This is a genomic window from Thalassiella azotivora, assembly GCF_054781695.1.
Map to the genome: position 1 here is coordinate 39156 of NZ_BAAGTX010000010.1, position 18316 is coordinate 57471.

Consider the following 18316-nt stretch of genomic DNA (forward strand, 5'->3'; position numbering starts at 1 on the left):
GGCTCATGGCAGACCAGCGCACCCCGGAGCAGGCGCCGGGCCCCGACCGGCACGACGGCCCCCACCGGCACGAAGGGCCCGACGAGGCGCACCGCGTCCCGGACGGCGTCGACGACGCGACCGTCGAGGCGCTCGGCCTGGTCTCCGAGGCCCTGGAGACGGTGGAGCGGGCCCGGGGCGCCCTGTACGACCTGCACCAGCTGGTCGGCGGGGCCGACCTCACCCTCGGCGACGCGGTCGAGCGGCTGCGCGAGGCGGGGCACGGCGAGTGGGCGGACCGGGTGCAGACCGAGCTGGTGGGCCGCAACGTGGTCGAGGGCCGGTGGACGTTCCAGCTCGTCGAGGACTTCGACGACACGTACTGGCAGCCCTTCCGCGACCTCGAGCGCGACCTGCGGGACGCGCTCGCCGGGGGCCGCCGGCACCTGCACGAGGCGAGGATGAAGGAGCAGCGACGCACGCACGGGCGGCGCCACCACGAGGCCCTCCCGTGAGCGAGTGGTTCGACCTGCCCCCGGCCCGTCGTCACGTCGACGGCGGCAGCCCGGCACCACCGCCGGTCCCGGGGATCGGGCACGGCCGCGGCGAGCGCGATCAGGTCGCCGCACCGGACGCCCTCGCCGACCGGGACCGGCTGGCCGAGGACCTGGCCTCGCTGGTGGCCGTCCCGAGCGTGACGGGTTCCGCCAGCGAGACGGCGCTGCAGCACCTGCTGGCGGACCGGCTGCAGCAGGCGGGCTTCGCCGTCGACCTGTGGCAGCTCGACCTGGACGTGCTGACCAGGGACCCGGGCTTCCCGGGGTGGGAGGCGGACCGCTCGGAGGCCTGGGGCCTCGTCGGCGAGCTGACCCCGGCGGCCGGGGACGCCGGCGACGGCCCGACCGTGGTGCTCAACGCGCACGTGGACGTCGTCCCGCCCGGCGACCCGCTGCTGTGGGACCGGCCCGCGTTCACCCCGCACCGCGGAGAGGACGCCGACGGGCGCGACGCGGTCTTCGGCCGCGGCGCGTGCGACATGAAGGCCGGGCTGGTCGCCGTGCTCGCCGCGGTGGAGACGCTGCGCTCGGAGGGCCTGCCACGCCGCGGGCGGATCCAGGTGCAGTGCGTCGTCGGCGAGGAGGACGGCGGCCTGGGCACGTTCGCGACGCTGCGCCGGGGGCACCGGGGGGACGTCGCGGTCATCCCGGAGCCGACGTCCTGCGAGCTGGTCCCCGCGTGCGCCGGGGCGCTGACCTTCCGCCTGACCGTGCCGGGCAAGGCCGCGCACGGCAGCAGCCGGCGTGAGGGCGTGAGCGCCGTCGAGGCGTTCTGGCCGGTGTGGCGTGCGCTGCACGAGCTGGAGAGCCGCCGCAACGCGGACCCGGACCCGCTGATGCATCACCTGGACACGCCGTACGCGATCTCGCTCGGGACGCTGCACGCCGGCGACTGGGCCTCCACCGTCCCGGACCTGCTCGTGGCCGAGGGGCGCCTGGGCGTGGCGCTCGACGAGACCGTCGACGACGCGCGGCGGGCCCTGGTGGACGCCGTCGCGGCCGCGTGCCGCGCGGACGCCTGGTTGAGTCGGCACCCGGCGACGGTGGAGTTCACGGGCGGTCAGTTCGCCAGCGGCCGGACGCCGGTGGACGACCCGCTCGTGGACGCCGTCACCCGGGCCCACCAGCGGGTGACCGGCGACTGGGGGCCCGCCGTGCGCGGGCTGCCCTCGGGCAGCGACCTGCGGTTGCTGCGCGCCGCCGGGACGTCCGTCGTGCACTACGGTCCCGGGTCGCTGCGCTCGGCGCACTCCCCCAACGAGTCGGTGCCCGTGGCCGAGGTCGAGCAGACCGCCCGGGTGCTCGTGGAGACGGTCCGCTCGCTCTGCGGCTGACCCGGCGCCCGGCTGGCCCCGTCAGTCGCGGGGTCCGTCAGACGTGCGCTCCGTCAGTCGCGGGGGTGCAGGCGCGCGGTCGTGCGCGCGAGCCGCCCGCCCTGGTAGCGGGCGGCGGCGAGGACCTCCTCGGACGGCGGCGCGCCCTCCTGACCGGTGGCGTGCGAGGTGCCGTACGGGTTGCCGCCGGCGGCGTAGACGGCGTCGTCGGTGTAGCCGGGGGTGACCACGACGCACCCCCAGTGGAACATCGTCGTGTACAGGGAGAGCAGGGTCGCCTCCAGGCCGCCGTGCGGGTTCTGGGCGCTGGTGAACGCCGTCGCCACCTTGTCGGCGAGGGCGCCACTGGCCCACAGCCCCCCGGTGGTGTCGACGAAGGACTGGAACTGGGAGGCGACGTTGCCGTAGCGCGTGGGCGTGCCGAAGGCCAGGCCGTCGGCCCACTCCAGGTCGTCCAGCGACGCCTCCGGCACGGACGGCGCCACCTCGTCCACCCACCGCCGCCACGCGTCGTTGCCCTCGACGGCCTCGCGTGGGGCCGTCTCGGGGACCCGGCGCACGCGCACCTCGGCCCCCTCGGCACGAGCCCCCTCGGCGAGGGCCTCGGCCATCGCGTGGTTGGTGCCGGACGAGCTGTAGAAGACGACGGCGATCCGGGTCACGGGGTTCCTCCTGGGGTGGGGACGGGGTGGGGTGGGGGACGGCGACGACTCGAGCCTGCGGGCTGGCTCCGGCGGTCGCATCCCGAACCGCGCCGGTGAGGGCCGCGGCTGGCCGCCAGCCCGGCGGGCGTCGCTGGTTCACCGGCGCTGGTTCACCGGCTCCGTACCCCGTGCTAGTGTTCCCGGCGGTTGAGATTGCAGTTTGTGGCACGTTGGAGAACGCCCGCGGAGTGTGATTCCGACGGGCGTTTCGTGCATCCAGGCTCTGGATCGCAGGAGGCGACCTCGGCAGCCCGGGCCAGGCAACCCGCCGGCCCGTTTCGCCCCAGATCCGAGGAGCACCAGATGACTCAGGGCACCGTCAAGTGGTTCAACGCCGACAAGGGCTACGGCTTCATCGCCCAGGACGGCGGCGGGGACGACGTGTTCGTCCACTTCTCCGCCATCCAGTCCGACGGCTACCGCTCGCTGGAGGAGAACCAGCGCGTGGAGTTCGACATCACGCAGGGCCCGAAGGGCCCGCAGGCGGAGAACGTCCGCGCGGTCTGAGACCACTCGTCACCCGCTCGCGGGTGACGAGCACGAAGGCCCCCCGCCACTGGCCCTGTTCGGCTTTTAGTGTTGGTTTGGGGGCACACCCTTCGGCCCTCCCGGTACGCTTGACCTCTGGTCGAGCGCCCGGGAGGGCCGTGCGTGTGTCGGGGGGGGTTGTCGATGGCTGACCGCATCGCCGCCGCTGGGATGTCTGGCAATGCCGTCGATGACCCGGAGGGCACGCTATGCGGTGAACTCGCCTCGCCGGGAGGGCACCTGACCAACAGCGAAGCACCACCCGCATGCCCGAACCCGTCCCACGTGGGAAGCCGGGTACGCCGCCGCGGGTTGCGCACCTCGGCCGCAGGCACGCGCCAGCGGCTCGAGTGCGTGCCGGACGACGGCGGCAAGCACTTCTTCACCCTGCCCGTCCCGCAGCCGGTCGAGCCGCCGGCGCCGACGCGAGTGCGGTGCCCGGACCCGCGTCACGCCGACGCTCGCATCCACGCCCGCGGCACACGGAAGAGCAAGGCCGGCACTTGGCAGCGTTACAGGTGCATCCGGCCCGATGGCACCCGGCATGACTTCTAGGTCCTCGCCGCTGCCGCCGCTGGCAGTCAGCTCACCTCGCTCGACCGGCCACCGCCCTGTCCGGAGCACAAACGCTCGAGGGTGACCCGACACGGCGTCTACGGCAAGGGACACCGTAAGCGGCAGCGCTACCGCTGCATCCCGCTCGACGACCCGAGTGCCGCGCACACGTTCACGCCGCCGCTGACCCGCGAGGTGGTCGCTGTCGGCGCCGACAGCTGCGCCACGTGTGATGAGTTGCTCTCCCCGCACCGCGGCACCCTCACCGGCGCCCGTCACACCCCGTGGACGCTGACGCTGTACGCCAGGGCGCTCAACGACCTGTCGATGGGCGCCAGCTACGCATCGGTATCGCTGATGATGCGTAAGCACCGTGACCGAGCCAGCCGGCATCTGCTGGAGCACCAGGGAGAAGCGGTACTTCTGAACGGGCAGGCGGCCGGGAGCCCTGAGTCGTACACCGCTAAGCAGGGGAAGAGCGCCTGGCACCTGGCCGCGAACTTGGTGGAGCAGTACGCGCCGCTGCTGTGGCGCGGCGTCGAGCAGCAGATGCGGGAGCGAGACCAGCGGCAGCGCGCCGCGAACGACGAGAAGCTCGGGTTGTCACCTGATGCCGCGTTGGCCACGCCGGTGACGTGGCTGCTGGACGAGCAGCCGGTCATCTTGTCCCGCCGCCGCGGCCGGGAGCGCAGGCTGGAGCGGCTGCAGTGGAGCCTGCTGGTCGCCGTCGAAGTCCGCTGGCACCCGGCCCCGGACCCGATGAGCTTCCCCGGCCGCGAGTACCGCCTGCGACTGGCCCGCGCCTACCCACGCGCTAACGAGCAGGCGTGGCGGCTGGTCCTCGACGAACTCGGGGTCCGACCGGACTTCATCGTGGCTGACAACGCGGGCGCCATTTCCAACGCCGTGAGCAGCCACTACGGCCCCGACGCGGTCGGGCTCGTCCCGAGCCTGTTCCACATTCAGCGCAACATCCGGGCAGTGCTGAAGAAGCTGCCCGGTGCCACCACGAAGGTCGAAGGTCGGACCGTGCTCGCCGAGCCTGTGGCCAGGCACCTCGACATGCTCGACCGCGACGACCTGCTCAACCTCAACCCCGCCGATTGGTCGACGTGGTGGGACGACCTGGTCGACACGGTCGCCGCACTGCCCGCGCCGGTGACCAGCCTCCTGGAGCAGCGCCGTCTCTACGAGCCACGCGTCGCCAAGGCGCTACCCATCCTGACCAAGCACCCGCACCTACCCGCCTCCAACGCCGCGGTGGAGAACCGTATCCGGCACGCGCTGGAGCCCTTCTTGGACAACCGCAAACAGCTGTATCGCAACCTGGCCCGCACGAACTTCCTTCTCGACCTTGCCGTGGCTCGAGCCCAGGGCGCCTTCACCGACCTGGACGAAGTTGCGCGCCTGCTCCGCGAGGACAACGAGGCCGCCGGCGGCTGGGCGCCGGCACCACGGACGCTGGCGGACGCGCAACCCCCACCGCGCGCCGCGAGCGAACCCGCCCCGGTCTACTCCTCCCTGCTCAACCCACTGCTGGTCGCAGCGCTGGCCGAGCAGCGGCTGAGGAGGCGGTCATGACGCTTACCGATGCTGGCTTCGACCTGTTCCAGCGGCTGACCGCCCGCACCTTTCTGGTCCTGGACACCGAGTACACGCCCGACCCTGACGGCGACGGGGACCGCCTCATCTCCATCGCCATCACCCGTATCGTGCGCGGCAAGCGCGTGCGCGACGGCGAGCTGTACCGGGAGATGAACCCGGGTGTCCCCATCGACCCTCGCTCGACCGCGGTCCACGGCTTCACCACCGAAGCGGTCGCGCGCAAACGCCGGTTCAACCACCACGCCCCCGCCATCATGGCCGCCCTCAACGTGCCGGACGCGGTGCTGGTCTGCCACACCGGCAGCGACATCCGTGTGCTGCGCCGCGAACTCGAAAGGCTCGACGAAGCCGACACCGCCGACGCGCACCCCAGTCCGGCGGTGGGGCTCGCGGACCTGCCGGAACTGCCCATCATCGACACCAGCACCCTGCCGCGGCTGCTGCGCTACCCCGAACTGGGCAACCGCAACGTGGTCAGCCTGACCACCCTGTGCCAACTCGTCGGCGTCAGGAACGCGGCGGCTCACCACGCCCGCGGCGACGCCCGCGCCACCGCAGACGCCCTAATCAGGCTGCTGGTGCACGCGGCCGGGGCGTTCACCTACGACAGCCTTGACGCCCTGCTCGCCGACCACGCCCGCGGCACCACCCACGCCCCGCGGCTGCCCGGCTACATCCGTGGCCGGCGTCAGTCTCCGGTGGTTCCCCTCGAGCACCTGGTCCGGCACGGCTCACCGCTCACCCACGCCGGCAGCGACGCTGAACTCGCGGCATGGCTGAAGATGGCAGCCGACTGCGCCCAGCTGCGCTGCCCCGACCTGCGCATCGAGGCCACGCTGGCCGCCACCGAGAACGGTGCGCAGCTGTTCGACCCGCTGGTCGCGATGCTTCCTGCCGTCACCGAACCCGGTGGCGCAGGCACCCTGCTCGGCGCCGTCGCCGCCCTCATCACCGCAGCCGCCCCCGGCGCTGACCCGCCCGCAGCCAAGCCGGCACTCACTCACAGCCGCGCGCTGCGGTGGTGGGCCAAGACCCGACCCCGCGTCGAGACAACCCCACCGTGCGACCCGTCCAACGGCAGCCGCTGCTGCCCGGACTGCCGGGAGGGCCACGGCTGTCCCCGGGACACGCTCTACCAGGCGGTGACCCGGGTCGCGGTCCTCGGCGAACGCGGAACGCTGACGATGACGGCCATCAAGGACCGGCTCTTCGGCAACCGTCCCGACCGGCGCATCCACAGGTGGTCGTCCACCCACCCTCGCGAGGCCGCCTACATGGCCTGGATGGTCTACACCTTCGCTGAGGAGCACGACCGCGTCCTGGCCGGCAACGACTACCTGGCCACCACCATGGCCAAAAACCTTCACCTGCTCGAACCGCGTCTAGCTCGACTCGCCTGCCAGTCCCTCGCCGAGAACCGCAGCCTGACTGAAGCAAGGGCCACGGCCCAGAAGGTGCTCACCGCCCGCTCCACTGACCCCGCCTACGACGAGCTGGCGCTGTGGATGACATGGCACGAACAGGCGGCAGTGCAGGCAGCGCGCAACCGGGCGCCACGCACCATCACCCACCCGCGCCTGGCACGTCCCGCCGGCAGGGTCAACCACAACCCCTACCTGCCCCGCTGACGCATCAGGCACAGCAGGACGTGGGCATCTCGTCGCGGAACAAGCCCGCCGCGATGCGCAGGCTCTCGGCCATCGTCAGGTACGGCGCCCAGGTGTCGGCGAGGTCGCCGACGGTCATCCCGGCCTTGATGGCGTAGATAGCGGCGAGCATCATCTCGCCGGCGCCGTCGGCGACCGCGTGCACCCCGAGGACCTTGCCGGTCCCAACGTCCGCGACCAGTTTCACCGCACCGCGGGTGTCGTGGTTGACCAGCGCCCGCGGCACGTCCGAGAGGCTCAGGACACGGCAGGCGCAGGCGTGCCCCCGGGCCAGCGCCTGCGATTCGGTCAGTCCCGCGGACGCTAACTGCGGGCGGGTGAACATGACCGCCGGCATGCCGGTGTAGTCCACCGAGGCGGCCGGGGTGTCGTCGCCGGCCAGGGCGTTGGTGGCCGCGACCCGCCCGGCCGCCGCGGCGACGTACACGTACTGCGGCGTGCCGGCAACATCCCCGGCCGCGTACACCTTCGGGTTGCTCGTGCGCTGGTGCGCGTCGATGGTGATGAAGCCACGGGCGTCGGTCTCCACCCCGGCGGTGGCAAGGTCGAGCGCGGCGGTGCCCGGGCGGCGTCCGGTCGCCACCAGCAGCCGGTGCCCGGTCGCCTCCCCGCCCGATTTGGTGGTCACGGTGACCAGCCCGCCGCTGCCGGTCGTCACGCTGGTGGCGTGCTCTTCGATGACCGTGACGCCGTCGCCGGCGAAGACCCCGCGCATCACCTCGCGCAGCTCCGGCTCGGCCTGTGGCGCCAACCGGCCGACGACCGTGACCCGGGAGCCGAGATGCGCGAACAACTGGGCCTGCTCCAGGCCGACGTATCCACCGCCGATGACCACCAACGACTCGGGGACCTCGGTGAGCTCCATCGCGGTGGTCGAGGTCAGGTACTCCACCGCGTCGATGCCCGCGATGCCTCCGGTGTGAGGCTCGGCGCCCGTGGCGATGACGTAGGCACGCGCTCTGAGCAGCTTGCCGTCCACGTCCAAGGTGTCCTGGTCCACGAACCTGGCCTGACCCGCCCGGACCGGGAACCCCCAAGCAGCAGCAACGTCGGCGTACTTGTGCTGCCGCAGCGACCGGACAAGTTCGGACTTCTGCGCCACCAGTGCAGCGAGGTCCACGCCGTCGGCGCTGGTCGGCGACCCGCCGAACGGGTTCGTAAGCGCCGCGTGCCGGGCACCGGCCGCAGCCAGCAGCATCTTCGACGGAACGCAGCCCACGTTCACGCACGTGCCGCCCAGCACTCCGGACTCGACCAGCACCACGCTCGCCCCTGCCTGCCTGGCGGCGATGCCCGCGGCCATCGCCGCACCGCCGGAACCGATGACGGCCAAGTCGACCTGGTAGTCCTGCGCCATGGGTGCTTCCCTTCCACTCTGCCTGGGGTGCTTGACTGGAACCAGCATCAACCTTCCACCGTGCTGGAAGGTCAAGCCGACACAGCAGGAGACCGCCATGCGCATCGGCGAACTCGCCAAGGCCACCGGCACCAGCCCGAAGACGTTGCGGTTCTACGAGGACGCCGGCCTGCTCACCCCTGCCGAACGCACCGCGAACGGCTACCGCCAGTTCACTGCCGAGGCCGTGGACCGGCTCGACTTCATCCGCCGCGGCCGTGCCGCCGGCCTGACACTGGCCCAGATTCGCGACGTCATCGAGCTGCGCGACGGGGGAACCACCCCGTGCCGGCACGTGAACCGGCTGCTCAGCTCCAGACTCGCCGACCTCGACCGGCGAATCGCCGAGCTGCAAGCGCTCCGAGAGACGGTCGCACAGCTGCGTGACAACGCCAACGAAGCCGACCCCGACACCTGCCGGCCCGAGGACGTCTGCCGCTACCTGTAGGAGAACGAAGCCAGCGGAGCGGCCCTGGGCCGACACGCCGACACGCCCCGCCTGAGCAGGGAAGCCGACCCGGGCTGCGACGCTACCGGTGCCCGAGGGTGGCGCCGCTCATGACGAAGCGCGCCCCGGCTCTACGAACCAGGGCGCGCTCAGCGTGCGCCATTTGCACCCCGTGAACCCACACTAAAAGCCGAACAGGGCCACTGGCGGGGGGCCTTCGTCGTCCCGCGGGGGCTACGCCTGCGCCCAGACGCCGAGCTCGTTGCCACTCGGGTCGGCGAAGTGGAACCTGCGGCCGCCGGGGAAGGCGTACGGGCCGTCGACCACCCGGCCGCCCGCCCGGGTCACCGCGTCCACGGACTCGTCCAGGTCGTCGGAGTAGAGCAGCACGAGCGGGCCGCCCGGCCGCGTCTCGTCACCGAGGGCGAGGCCGCCGACCTCGGGTGGCGACTCGTCGCGGGGGTCGGTGATCCCGGCGTACCCGGGCCCGTAGTCGGTGAAGCGCCAGCCGAAGGCCTCGGCGTAGAACCGCTTCGCCTCCTGCAGGTCGGTGACCGTGAGCTCGACGTAGTCGATGGTGTGGTGCCTGGGGGACGCGGAGGAGGTCATGGTGGCGATCCTGCCGGTCACCGCTGACAGCCCACGGTGACCTCGCACCGGTCGGCGTCGGGTTCGCGGACGGCGAGGACGCGCGTCGCCTCGCCCCGCAGCCCCTCGGTCACCGACGGCGGCAGCGGGTCGAACGGCGACACCACGAGCCGGGCCCGCACGCCGTCGCGCTCGACGGACCACGTACCGGCGACCCGCCCGTCGACGAGCACGGTGGGACGGACGATCCCGTTGACGGTGAACACCTCCCCGAGGGCCTCGGGCGAGATCACCCTGGTGCGGTCGTCGAAGCCGATGAGGACGTCGTCGAAGTCCGGCAGCAGCCGGACCGGCGCCTGCGTGCGTGCCGGTGGCCGGCGGGCACCCGCGACGTCCCAGAGATGCCGGCCCCGCTCGTCGGTCAGCGGGACCAGCCGCTCACCGAGGCGGTCCACGACGTCCCGCAGACCCTGCAGACCGCTCCACTTCTGCATGTCGGCGACGGTCGCCGGCCCGTACCCGCGCAGGTACCTCAGCACGAGCTCGTCGCGGTGGTCACCGCCGACCAGCGGTCGCCCCACCCACGACTCGAGGCCCGTGTGCTGGACCTGCCCCGTGCCCCGCCAGAGGTTCCTCGGGCCCACCCGCGCCGTCGGGACCATCGCCCACGCGGCGTGGGCCAGCGCGGCGGGTGGGCGCGCGAAGGCGCGTCCCAGCTCCTCCCTGAGCTGCGCGGTCGTGAGCACCCGGGCGTCGAGCAGCCGGGCGGCGTGCGCGGCGACGTCGGCGACCGCGACGCCGTCCAGCTGGGCCGAGAGCGCGTTCGCCCGGAACCCGCGGTCGAGGACGGGCTGGACGGTCGGGCGCAGCCACAGCGCGTCGTCCGTGGTCACGACGCGGACGGTGCCGCGCAGCAGCGTCGTGCGCACCGCGCGGCGCCGCAGCAGGGCGCGCGACAGCTGCTCGGGGTGGTAGTCGTCGAGCCGGGCCAGCAGCCCCAGGAAGGGCGGGTCGGTGGCCTGCGCCTGCAGCCCGACGAGACGGGTCAGGGCCTGCGCGACGCCGAGGCGCCGTCGCCGCAGCAGCAGCTGCCGGTCGAGGGTGGCACGGTTCAGCTGGGCCGCGGTCAGGACGGCGACGGGGTCGCGACGGGCGGGCACGGCCGCACGCTAGGCCGTCGCGCCGACAGCGCCTCCCGGTCCGCGTGCGCGTCGTCGACCGGCGAGAATGGCCCGATGCGGATCTCGGCGAAGGCGGACTACGCCGTGCGCGCGGCGATCGAGCTGGCCAGCGCGGAGCCGGGGGCCGCGACCAGCGCCGACGCGCTCGCCCGGGCGCAGGAGATCCCCCGCAAGTTCCTGGAGACGATCCTCGGGGACCTGCGCCGGGCCGGCCTGGTGCGCAGCGTGCGGGGCCTCAACGGTGGTTACCACCTCGCGCACGACGCCGCGCGGGTGTCGGTCGCCGACGTCGTCCGCGCCGTGGACGGGCCGCTGATGTCCGTGCGCGGGGCGCGGCCGCCGGAGCTGGCCTACACCGGCTCCGCCGAGCCGCTGCTGCCGCTGTGGGTCGCCGTGCGGGCCAACGTCCGCGCGGTGCTGGAGACGGTGACGCTGGCGGACCTGGCCTCCGGCCGGCTGCCGGAGGACGTGCTGCGGCTGTCCCAGGACGCCGCGGCGTGGGACAACCCGTGAGACCGCCGTCCACGATGCGGTCGCGAGTTGAAATCCCACTGGACCTATCGGGATTGTTGCCCTCGTGGTGGACGACGGGAGCCCCGAGCGGCTGGTGAGCCGGCGCGCGGTCGACCTGCTGCGGGTCGCCAGCGCGCTGTGTCGGTGACGGCCGACCCGGAACCCACCCGTCACCCCACCTGAAGGAGCCCCCGTGCGCAGGCTCGTCCTCCTCGCCCTCGTCGGTCTCGGCGCCCAGCTCGTCGACGGCAGCCTGGGCATGGCCTACGGCGTCACGTCCACGACGCTGCTGCTGGCCGTCGGCACCAACCCGGCCGCGGCGTCGGCCACCATCCACCTGGCGGAGATCGGCACGACGCTCGCCTCGGGCGTCTCGCACGCCCGGTTCGGCAACGTGGACTGGCGCGTCGTCCGCCGCGTCGCCCTGCCCGGTGCCGTCGGCGCGTTCGCGGGGGCGACCTTCCTGTCGTCGCTGTCGACCGACGTCGCCGCGCCGCTGATGGCCGTCATCCTGCTGTCCCTCGGCTCGTACGTGCTGGCCCGCTTCACGCTGCGCGGCCTGCCGACCGGGAGGACCCACTTGCCGCTGCGACGTCGCTTCCTGTCCCCGGTCGGGCTGCTCGCGGGCTTCCTCGACGCGACCGGAGGCGGCGGGTGGGGTCCGGTGGGCACCCCCGCGCTGCTGGCCAGCGGCCGGCTGGAGCCGCGCAAGGTCATCGGCTCGGTCGACACGAGCGAGTTCGTCGTCGCCCTAGCGGCCAGCGGTGGGTTCCTGCTCGCCCTGGGCACCGCCGGGATCGACCTCACCTGGGTGCTGGCGCTGCTGCTCGGAGGGGTCGTCGCGGCACCGATCGCCGCCTGGCTCGTGCGGCTCCTGCCGCCACGCGTCCTCGGGTCGCTCGTCGGCGGCGTCATCGTCGTGACGAACTCCCGCACGCTGCTGCGCAGCGACTGGGTGGACGCCGGCGACGCCGTCGCGTACGGCACGTACGGCCTGCTCGTGGCGGTCTGGGTGGCGGCCGTGGCGCACAGCGTGCGCTGCCACCGCCGGGACACCCGGCTCGACGAGCGTGCACCGGCACCCGAGCCGGTGGCCGCCTGACCCAGGGTCGGCGTGCCCTCGGCGCGGAACGCGTCAGCCGACGAGCCGCAGCACCTGGTCGAGGCCGTGGCTGGCGCCCGAGGTGCGCGGCAGGATCAGCGTCCGGATCCCGAGGGCAGCCGCCCCCGCGTCGTCCTTCCAGCTGTCGCCGACCATCAGCGCCCGCTCGGGTGCGACGTCGAGCAGCTCCAGGGCGCGACGGAAGATGTCGGGCTGCGGCTTGACGGTCCCCACCTCGTAGGACAGGACGACGGCGTCCAGGAGCGTGCCGAGGCCCGCGCGGTCCAGGACGGCGCGCACGTCCGTACCGATGTTCGACACCAGGGCGGTGCGGATCCCCTTGTCCCGCAGGGCCTGCAGCACCGGCACGGCGTCGTCGTACGGGATCCACGTCTCGAGCATGACCTCGTACAGGGAGTGCGCGAGGTCGGCGTCGATCGCCTCCACGGCGCCGACGAGGGTGTCGAACACCCCGCGGTGCTCGGCCGGGCCGAGGTCGCGCCGGCTGTGCGGGTCGACCTCGCGGGCGTGCTCCCAGATGCGGTCGACGTACCCGGCGAGCTCGGCGGCCGTCCCCGCCCCGAGGGCCGCGGCCGGCTCGCCGTCACGACCGGCGTGCTGCCACGCCAGGCGCAGCCAGGCGGCACCGTCCCCCTGGTCGACCAGGGTGGAGTGGAAGTCGAAGAGGACGCCCTCCACGGGCGCCGGCTCGGGGAAGGGCGTCGGCTCGGTCACGTGGTCCACCCTGGCACGTGGCCCCCGGGACGAACCCGAGGGCCACGTGCGGGTCAGTCGCCCTTGACGTTGACGACCTGACGCAGGGTGTGCCGGACCTCGACGAGGTCCGCGGCGTCGGCCATCACCTGGTCGATCGGCTTGTACGCCGACGGGTGCTCGTCGAGGAACTCCGTCGAGCCGGACCACTCGATGCCGGCCATCCGCTCGGCCAGGTCGTCCATCGTGAACGTCCGCCGCGCGGCGGCCCGCGAGTACGCCCGGCCCGCGCCGTGCGGGGCGCTGTTCAGCGACATCCGGTTGCCCTTGCCCACCACGACGTACGACGCGTCGCCCATCGACCCGGGGATCAGGCCCCAGCGACCCTCGGACGCGTCGATCGCGCCCTTGCGGGACAGCCACACCGTCCGGCCGAAGTGCTCCTCCTGCTCCGTGTAGTTGTGGTGGCAGGAGATCTCCTGCAGCCGCTCCACCGGCGTGCCGGTGTGCTCGCCCACGCAGTCGGCCACCCGGTCCATCATCTCGGCCCGGTTCAGCCGCGCGAACTCCTGCGCCCACCGCATCTGCCGCACGTACGCCCAGAACTCCTCGGAGTCCTCGACGAGGTACGCCAGGTCCCGGTCCGGCAGCGCGATGTGCCACTTCTGCGCGATCCGCTGGGCGACCTTGATGTGGTGCATCGCGATCTTGTTGCCGACGCCCCGGGACCCGGAGTGCAGGAACAGCCAGACCCGGTCCTGCTCGTCCGCGGTCACCTCGATGAAGTGATTGCCCGACCCCAGCGAGCCGAGCTGGCGCCGCCACGTACCCGCGTACTGGTCGGGGTCGAACCGCGCGGCCTCGGCCGCCTTCTCCAGCTGCTCGACCCGCTCCCGCGTCCGGTCGTCCGTGACGGCGGCGTTGTACGAGCCCGCCGACAACGGGACGGCCCGCTCGATCGCCGTCCTCAGGTCACCCAGCGGACCGGACCCGACCAGGTCGCCACGGGTGAACGGCGTCAGGACGGCGTCCATGCCGCAGCCGATGTCGACACCGACGGCCGCCGGCATGATCGCCCGCTCCGTCGGGATGACCGACCCGACGGTCGCGCCCTTGCCCAGGTGGGCGTCGGGCATCAGGGCCAGGTGCGGGTAGAGGAAGGGCATGGTGGACGCCGCACGCGCCTGCGCCTCGGTCGTCGGTTCGAGGATCGACGCCCAGGACACGAGCTTGCGGCCGAGCTGCTTCACGGTTCTCTCCGTCTCGAAGGGTTCTCTCACAAGGCTCCCGCCCGGTCGCGGCGCCTGCGACCCGGCGGGAGCGCACCACCGTGCCAGCCGGACGGCGTCGGGGCACCCGAGTTTCCACAGAGACGTGCCCCCGACGCCTGCTCAGGTCGTCGCCCGACCGGCCGATGGGTTCCCGTCGACGTACCTCGCGTCATCGAGAAGGGCACCCGATGCACCGACTGTCCCTGGCCCACCGGACCTACGCCGCCTTCGGCGTGGTCCTCCTCATGCTCGTCGCCTCGGCCGTGGACGCCTACCGGGTCCGCAGTGCGCTCGACGAGCAGGCCCGCCACATCGTCGAGGTGGTCGACCCCAAGGCCGTCGCCATCACCACGCTGCAGTTCCGGTTCTCCGACATGTACGGGTTGCAGACCGCGTACGTGATCGAGGGCGACCCGGGTGTGCGGGACGCCTTCGAGGGTGCCCGTGGCCGGGTGACCGACGTCCTCGCCGAGCTGGAGGGCATGCCCGCCTCACCGGAGCAGCGCGCGGCGCTCGACGACGTCGCGGCCGGGTTCGAGCAGTTCCAGGCCATGGACGACGAGGTCGTCGACCTCGTCCGCAGCGGGGACCTGCCGACCGCCGCGAACGTGGTCAACGTGCAGGAGCAGGAGCCCTACGGCCTCGCGCTGGGGGGTGCCGCCGCCTACGCCGAGTCCGTGGCCGCCGAGCAGGAGCAGGCGGTCGCCGCCTTCTCGGGTGCCCGCCGGGCCGCCGACGCCCGCGGGCTGGCCGTCGCCGTCCTGACGGTCCTGCTGGCCGGCGGACTGGCCGTCCTGCTCGTCCGCGGCCTGCGCCGTCCGCTGCGCCGTGCCGTCGAGGCCCTGTCCGCACTGGCCGCCGGTGACCTCACCACCCGGCTGCGCACGGACGGCTCGGACGAGATCGCCCAGCTCGGCCGCGCCGTCGACGAGGCCGCCGAGCGGATCGGCGCGACGCTGGGCGCGGTGGCCGAGAACGCCGCCACCCTGGACGCCGCCGCCGCGCAGCTGCGGGACGTCAACGAGTCGGTGGCGGCGAGCTCCGAGGAGGCCTCCGCGCAGGCCGGCGCCGTGAGCGCGTCCGCCGCGGACGTCAGCCAGCACGTCACCCGGCTCGCCGCGGGCACCGAGCAGATGGGCTCGGCGATCGACGAGATCGCCCGCAGCGCCGCCGAGGCCGTGTCGGTCGCCGACCAGGCGGTCGCGGCCGCCACCGGGACGACCGCCACCGTCAGCCGGCTGGGCGAGTCGACCGCGGGCATCGGTGACGTCATGCGGGTCATCACCACCATCGCGGAGCAGACCAACCTGCTGGCGCTCAACGCGACCATCGAGGCCGCCCGCGCCGGGGAGGCCGGCAAGGGCTTCGCCGTCGTCGCCAACGAGGTCAAGGAGCTCGCCCAGGGCACCGCGAAGGCGACGGAGGACATCAGCCGGCGCCTGGAGGCCATCCGCTCGGACAGCCGCGAGGCCGCCGAGGCCATCGAGGGCGTCGTCGCGGTCATCCAGCTCATCAGCCAGCACCAGACGACGATCGCCGCGGCCGTGGAGGAGCAGGCCGCCACCACCACGGAGATGAGCCGCAACGTCGGCGAGGCGGCGCAGGGCAGCCACGGCATCGCCGCCACCGTGGGCGGTCTGGCCACCGCCACCAGGGCCAGCAGCGAGGGCGTCACCCAGCTGCAGGACGCGGCGCGCGGGATGGCGGACCTGTCCGCCGACCTGCGCCGGCTGCTGGGGCACTTCCGCTACTGACCGCGCCGCTGACCCTGCCACTGCCCCTGATCGGCATCGCCCGCGACACGACCGGCCCACCCGGTAGGGTCCCCGACTCGTGCGCCGTCGTGCCCTGCTCGGGATGTCAGCCCTGTCCGTCCTCGGTCTGTCCGGCTGCGCTCCCGCCTCGCGCGGGCGTGGCGCCGCGGCGTCGTCCCCGATGTCGACCGCGTCCCCCAGCGCGGCGCCTGTCAACAGCGGACCGGGGTACGGGCCCGGCGACCCCGTCGGGGTGCTTCGGGCGGCGCTGGACCGCCTGCGCGCCGAGGGTGCCGGTTCGGTGGAGGAGCGCCGCAGCTTCCTCGTCGACGGCGTCGGTGACGAGGCCCTCGTCGAGTACCGCTACGACGTCGCGCAGCGCGCGATGACGGTCGCGCAGACGGTCTGGCCGGACGGGACCGCGTTGACCCTCCACTTCGCGCTGCTCGGCGACCAGGCGTACCTGCGCGCCCCGATGATCTGGGAGCAGCCGCCCGGGACGTGGTACGAGGTGAGCATCCCGCAGATGACGGGACTGCCCGTCGGACAGTGGCTGGAGTCCGGCGAGGTCCCCTCCGGTGCGGTGCAGGCCCTCGCGGGTGCCACCACTCCCGCCTGGCTCGCCGTCGGTGACGAGTGGAGCCCCGAGCTGACGTACGAGCTGGCACTGCCCGGCTCGTCCGCGCTGCTGGCACTGCCCCCTCAGGCGACCGCCATGATCGAGGAGAACGGCGTCGACGTCACCCACGCCCGAGTGCCCGTCAGCGTCACCATCACCCGGGGCGGCAGGCTCGTCGCGGCGTCCATGGCGTTGGGCGACGTGCTGTGGGGCACCGTCCCGCGGGACGAGCTCGACGCGATGCAGGGCGTGAGCCTGGAGGCCCCCGTCGAGGTGAAGGTCTTCGGTGGGCGGTCCGCGCCGCTCGAGCTCCCCGACGACCCGGCCGCCGCACTGCCCGCGTCGCGGATGCCGGCGCCGGTCCCGGACGTCGTCGGCGCCTGAGCCGGCCCTTGTGCGACGCCGTCGTCGGTGGCACGGTCGTGACTACCCACGGGAGCGCTCCCACGATTTCTCCGACGCGGAGGTCGCCATGGTCCTCACCACCCGTCCCCGACCCGCGGAGGTACGGCGTCCCGGCGTCGCCGTCGCCCTGACGGTGGCCTGCGCCGCCCTGGTCGTGGCGCACGTCGCACCCCCGCCGGCGGGTGCCTCCACGCCGGGGGCCCCGCGTAACGCCACCGCCACCGCCAGCCTCGATGACGTCGAGCTGTACGCGCCAGGACCGTCGTCCGACGCGCGCCAGCACCTCGCGCGGCTGCGGGCCACCGGCCGGCACGAGGACGCCGCCCGGGTCGAGGCCATGACGCGCACGCCCACCGCGGTGTGGATCGAGTCCCCCGACCCGCGGCGGACGCAGGCCGAGGTGCGGGCGACCGTGAAGCGTGCCAGCACCAGGGGCACCGTCCCGGTGCTGGTGGCGTACAACCTGCCGTTCCGCGACTGCGCCCAGTACTCCGCCGGCGGGGCGAGGACCCCGCAGGAGTACCGCGACTGGGTCGACGGCTTCGCCGCCGGCCTCGGCGGCGGTGAGGCGATCGTGGTGCTGGAACCGGACGGCCTGGGGATCATCCCCTGGTACACGACGATCAACGGCGAGCTCGAGTGGTGCCAGCCGGCCGAGGCGGACCCCGCGACCGCCGCAGCGGACCGGTTCGCGATGCTCTCCTACGCCGTCGACGCCCTCACCGCGCGACCCGGGACGAGGGTGTACCTGGACGGGACCCACTCGTCCTGGCTCGGCGTCGGGGACGCCGCGGACCGGCTGATCAAGGCCGGCGTCGATCGGGCCGACGGGTTCTTCGTCAACGTGTCCAACTACCGGGAGACCGCGCACCTGGAGAAGTACGGGACGTGGATCGCCCAGTGCATCCACCTGGACCGGGCCAGCTGGTGGGACCGGTCCTGGTGCGCCAGCCAGTACCACCCCGCGGACCCGGCGGACTTCTCGACCTGGCACCTGACCGACGCGGCCTACGACGAGGCGTACGCGCAGACGGGCCTGACCCGGGACCCGGCGGTCATGCCGCACTTCGTCATCGACACCAGCCGCAACGGCCAGGGGCCCTGGACGCCACCGACCGGCGCCTACCCGGATCCGCAGGACTGGTGCAACCCGCCCGGTCGCGGCGTCGGGCCACGGCCCACCACGGACACCTCGAACCCCCTGCTCGACGCGTACCTGTGGGTCAAGGTGCCCGGCGAGTCGGACGGCCAGTGCGGCCGCGGGCTGCCGGGCGAGCCCGTCGTCGACCCCGAGTGGGGCCGGGTCGACCCGCCGGCAGGCGCCTGGTTCCCCGAGCAGGCCGTCGAGCTGGCGCGCCTGGCCGACCCGCCGCTGCTGCCCGCCGCGGGCTGAGGG

At 73.5% G+C, this 18316-nt stretch carries 18 protein-coding genes; 12 read left to right on the forward strand and 6 right to left on the reverse strand.

Features of this window, described 5'->3' with window-relative positions; all coding sequences use genetic code 11:
• The first annotated feature begins 5 nt into the window (after nt 1-5).
• Entirely contained in the window at nt 6-494 is a 489-nt protein-coding gene (locus ACYVQV_RS08375; RefSeq protein WP_461022828.1) for a hypothetical protein, read from the forward strand.
• On the forward strand, nt 491-1870 hold the full coding sequence (locus tag ACYVQV_RS08380; protein ID WP_461022829.1) for an ArgE/DapE family deacylase: 1380 nt from the start codon (nt 491-493) through the stop codon (nt 1868-1870). Before ACYVQV_RS08375 ends, ACYVQV_RS08380 begins: the two co-directional genes overlap by 4 nt.
• A 53-nt stretch (nt 1871-1923) precedes the next feature.
• On the opposite strand, the gene wrbA is transcribed toward ACYVQV_RS08380, so the two are convergent.
• Nucleotides 1924-2532, reverse strand: coding sequence for an NAD(P)H:quinone oxidoreductase (gene wrbA, locus ACYVQV_RS08385; protein ID WP_461022830.1), 609 nt, complete (start codon nt 2530-2532; stop codon nt 1924-1926).
• Between the two features lie 345 nt (nt 2533-2877).
• Between wrbA and ACYVQV_RS08390 the strand changes: the two genes are divergently transcribed.
• The 3 genes from ACYVQV_RS08390 (at nt 2878) to ACYVQV_RS08400 (ending at nt 6890) form a co-directional block, all read left to right on the forward strand.
• Nucleotides 2878-3081, forward strand: coding sequence for a cold-shock protein (locus tag ACYVQV_RS08390; protein ID WP_461022831.1), 204 nt, complete (start codon nt 2878-2880; stop codon nt 3079-3081).
• Between the two features lie 657 nt (nt 3082-3738).
• A complete protein-coding gene (locus ACYVQV_RS08395; protein ID WP_461022832.1) occupies nt 3739-5238 on the forward strand; it encodes a hypothetical protein in 1500 nt (499 codons plus the stop codon).
• Complete coding sequence (locus ACYVQV_RS08400; RefSeq protein WP_461022833.1) at nt 5235-6890, forward strand: 3'-5' exonuclease; 1656 nt, start codon at nt 5235-5237, stop codon at nt 6888-6890. The genes ACYVQV_RS08395 and ACYVQV_RS08400 overlap by 4 nt, the downstream gene beginning before the upstream one ends.
• Nucleotides 6891-6894: 4 nt before the next feature.
• On the opposite strand, the gene merA is transcribed toward ACYVQV_RS08400, so the two are convergent.
• Entirely contained in the window at nt 6895-8286 is a 1392-nt protein-coding gene (merA, locus tag ACYVQV_RS08405; protein WP_461022910.1) for a mercury(II) reductase, read from the reverse strand.
• Between the two features lie 97 nt (nt 8287-8383).
• Between merA and ACYVQV_RS08410 the strand changes: the two genes are divergently transcribed.
• A complete protein-coding gene (locus ACYVQV_RS08410) occupies nt 8384-8773 on the forward strand; it encodes a heavy metal-responsive transcriptional regulator (protein WP_461022834.1) in 390 nt (129 codons plus the stop codon).
• Between the two features lie 234 nt (nt 8774-9007).
• Here ACYVQV_RS08410 and ACYVQV_RS08415 read toward each other — a convergent pair whose 3' ends face one another.
• Together ACYVQV_RS08415 and ACYVQV_RS08420 are read right to left on the reverse strand one after the other, a co-directional pair.
• A complete protein-coding gene (locus tag ACYVQV_RS08415; protein WP_461022835.1) occupies nt 9008-9382 on the reverse strand; it encodes a VOC family protein in 375 nt (124 codons plus the stop codon).
• 17 nt (nt 9383-9399) lie between these two features.
• Nucleotides 9400-10521 carry a winged helix DNA-binding domain-containing protein gene (locus ACYVQV_RS08420; RefSeq protein ID WP_461022836.1) on the reverse strand — a complete coding sequence of 374 codons (1122 nt, stop codon included), beginning with the start codon at nt 10519-10521 and terminating at the stop codon, nt 9400-9402.
• 75 nt (nt 10522-10596) lie between these two features.
• Between ACYVQV_RS08420 and ACYVQV_RS08425 the strand changes: the two genes are divergently transcribed.
• The 3 genes from ACYVQV_RS08425 to ACYVQV_RS08435 all read left to right on the forward strand — a co-directional run bounded on the left by ACYVQV_RS08425 (nt 10597) and on the right by ACYVQV_RS08435 (nt 12157).
• Nucleotides 10597-11055 (forward strand): RrF2 family transcriptional regulator, encoded by a 459-nt coding sequence (locus ACYVQV_RS08425; RefSeq protein WP_461022837.1) that lies wholly within the window; start codon nt 10597-10599, stop codon nt 11053-11055.
• 67 nt (nt 11056-11122) lie between these two features.
• On the forward strand, nt 11123-11203 hold the full coding sequence (locus ACYVQV_RS08430) for a putative leader peptide (protein ID WP_461022911.1): 81 nt from the start codon (nt 11123-11125) through the stop codon (nt 11201-11203).
• A gap of 45 nt (nt 11204-11248) precedes the next feature.
• Complete coding sequence (locus tag ACYVQV_RS08435) at nt 11249-12157, forward strand: sulfite exporter TauE/SafE family protein (protein ID WP_461022838.1); 909 nt, start codon at nt 11249-11251, stop codon at nt 12155-12157.
• A 33-nt stretch (nt 12158-12190) separates the two neighbouring features.
• Here ACYVQV_RS08435 and ACYVQV_RS08440 read toward each other — a convergent pair whose 3' ends face one another.
• Both ACYVQV_RS08440 and ACYVQV_RS08445 read right to left on the reverse strand, forming a co-directional pair.
• The gene (locus ACYVQV_RS08440) at nt 12191-12892 is read right to left on the reverse strand and encodes an HAD family hydrolase (protein ID WP_461022839.1); all 702 of its coding nucleotides are present in this window, start codon (nt 12890-12892) and stop codon (nt 12191-12193) included.
• A gap of 53 nt (nt 12893-12945) precedes the next feature.
• Nucleotides 12946-14121, reverse strand: a complete 1176-nt coding sequence (locus tag ACYVQV_RS08445) for an RtcB family protein (protein ID WP_461022840.1) — start codon at nt 14119-14121, stop codon at nt 12946-12948.
• 209 nt (nt 14122-14330) lie between these two features.
• On the opposite strand from ACYVQV_RS08445, the gene ACYVQV_RS08450 reads away from it, so the two are divergent.
• The 3 genes from ACYVQV_RS08450 (at nt 14331) to ACYVQV_RS08460 (ending at nt 18313) form a co-directional block, all read left to right on the forward strand.
• Entirely contained in the window at nt 14331-15896 is a 1566-nt protein-coding gene (locus ACYVQV_RS08450) for a methyl-accepting chemotaxis protein (RefSeq protein WP_461022841.1), read from the forward strand.
• Nucleotides 15897-15999: 103 nt separating this feature from the next.
• A complete protein-coding gene (locus ACYVQV_RS08455; RefSeq protein ID WP_461022842.1) occupies nt 16000-16899 on the forward strand; it encodes a hypothetical protein in 900 nt (299 codons plus the stop codon).
• Nucleotides 16900-16987: 88 nt separating this feature from the next.
• A complete protein-coding gene (locus ACYVQV_RS08460; protein ID WP_461022843.1) occupies nt 16988-18313 on the forward strand; it encodes a glycoside hydrolase family 6 protein in 1326 nt (441 codons plus the stop codon).
• Nucleotides 18314-18316: the final 3 nt, after the last annotated feature.

Coding starts and splice junctions, on each gene's coding strand:
- ACYVQV_RS08390 (WP_461022831.1), top strand. CDS start 2,878: ATGACTCAGGGCACCGTCAAGTGGTTCAACGCCGACAAGGGCTACGGC.
- ACYVQV_RS08400 (WP_461022833.1), top strand. CDS start 5,235: ATGACGCTTACCGATGCTGGCTTCGACCTGTTCCAGCGGCTGACCGCC.
- ACYVQV_RS08410 (WP_461022834.1), top strand. CDS start 8,384: ATGCGCATCGGCGAACTCGCCAAGGCCACCGGCACCAGCCCGAAGACG.
- merA (WP_461022910.1), bottom strand. CDS start 8,286: ATGGCGCAGGACTACCAGGTCGACTTGGCCGTCATCGGTTCCGGCGGT.
- ACYVQV_RS08450 (WP_461022841.1), top strand. CDS start 14,331: ATGCACCGACTGTCCCTGGCCCACCGGACCTACGCCGCCTTCGGCGTG.
- ACYVQV_RS08415 (WP_461022835.1), bottom strand. CDS start 9,382: ATGACCTCCTCCGCGTCCCCCAGGCACCACACCATCGACTACGTCGAG.
- ACYVQV_RS08375 (WP_461022828.1), top strand. CDS start 6: ATGGCAGACCAGCGCACCCCGGAGCAGGCGCCGGGCCCCGACCGGCAC.
- ACYVQV_RS08425 (WP_461022837.1), top strand. CDS start 10,597: ATGCGGATCTCGGCGAAGGCGGACTACGCCGTGCGCGCGGCGATCGAG.
- ACYVQV_RS08460 (WP_461022843.1), top strand. CDS start 16,988: ATGGTCCTCACCACCCGTCCCCGACCCGCGGAGGTACGGCGTCCCGGC.
- ACYVQV_RS08455 (WP_461022842.1), top strand. CDS start 16,000: ATGTCAGCCCTGTCCGTCCTCGGTCTGTCCGGCTGCGCTCCCGCCTCG.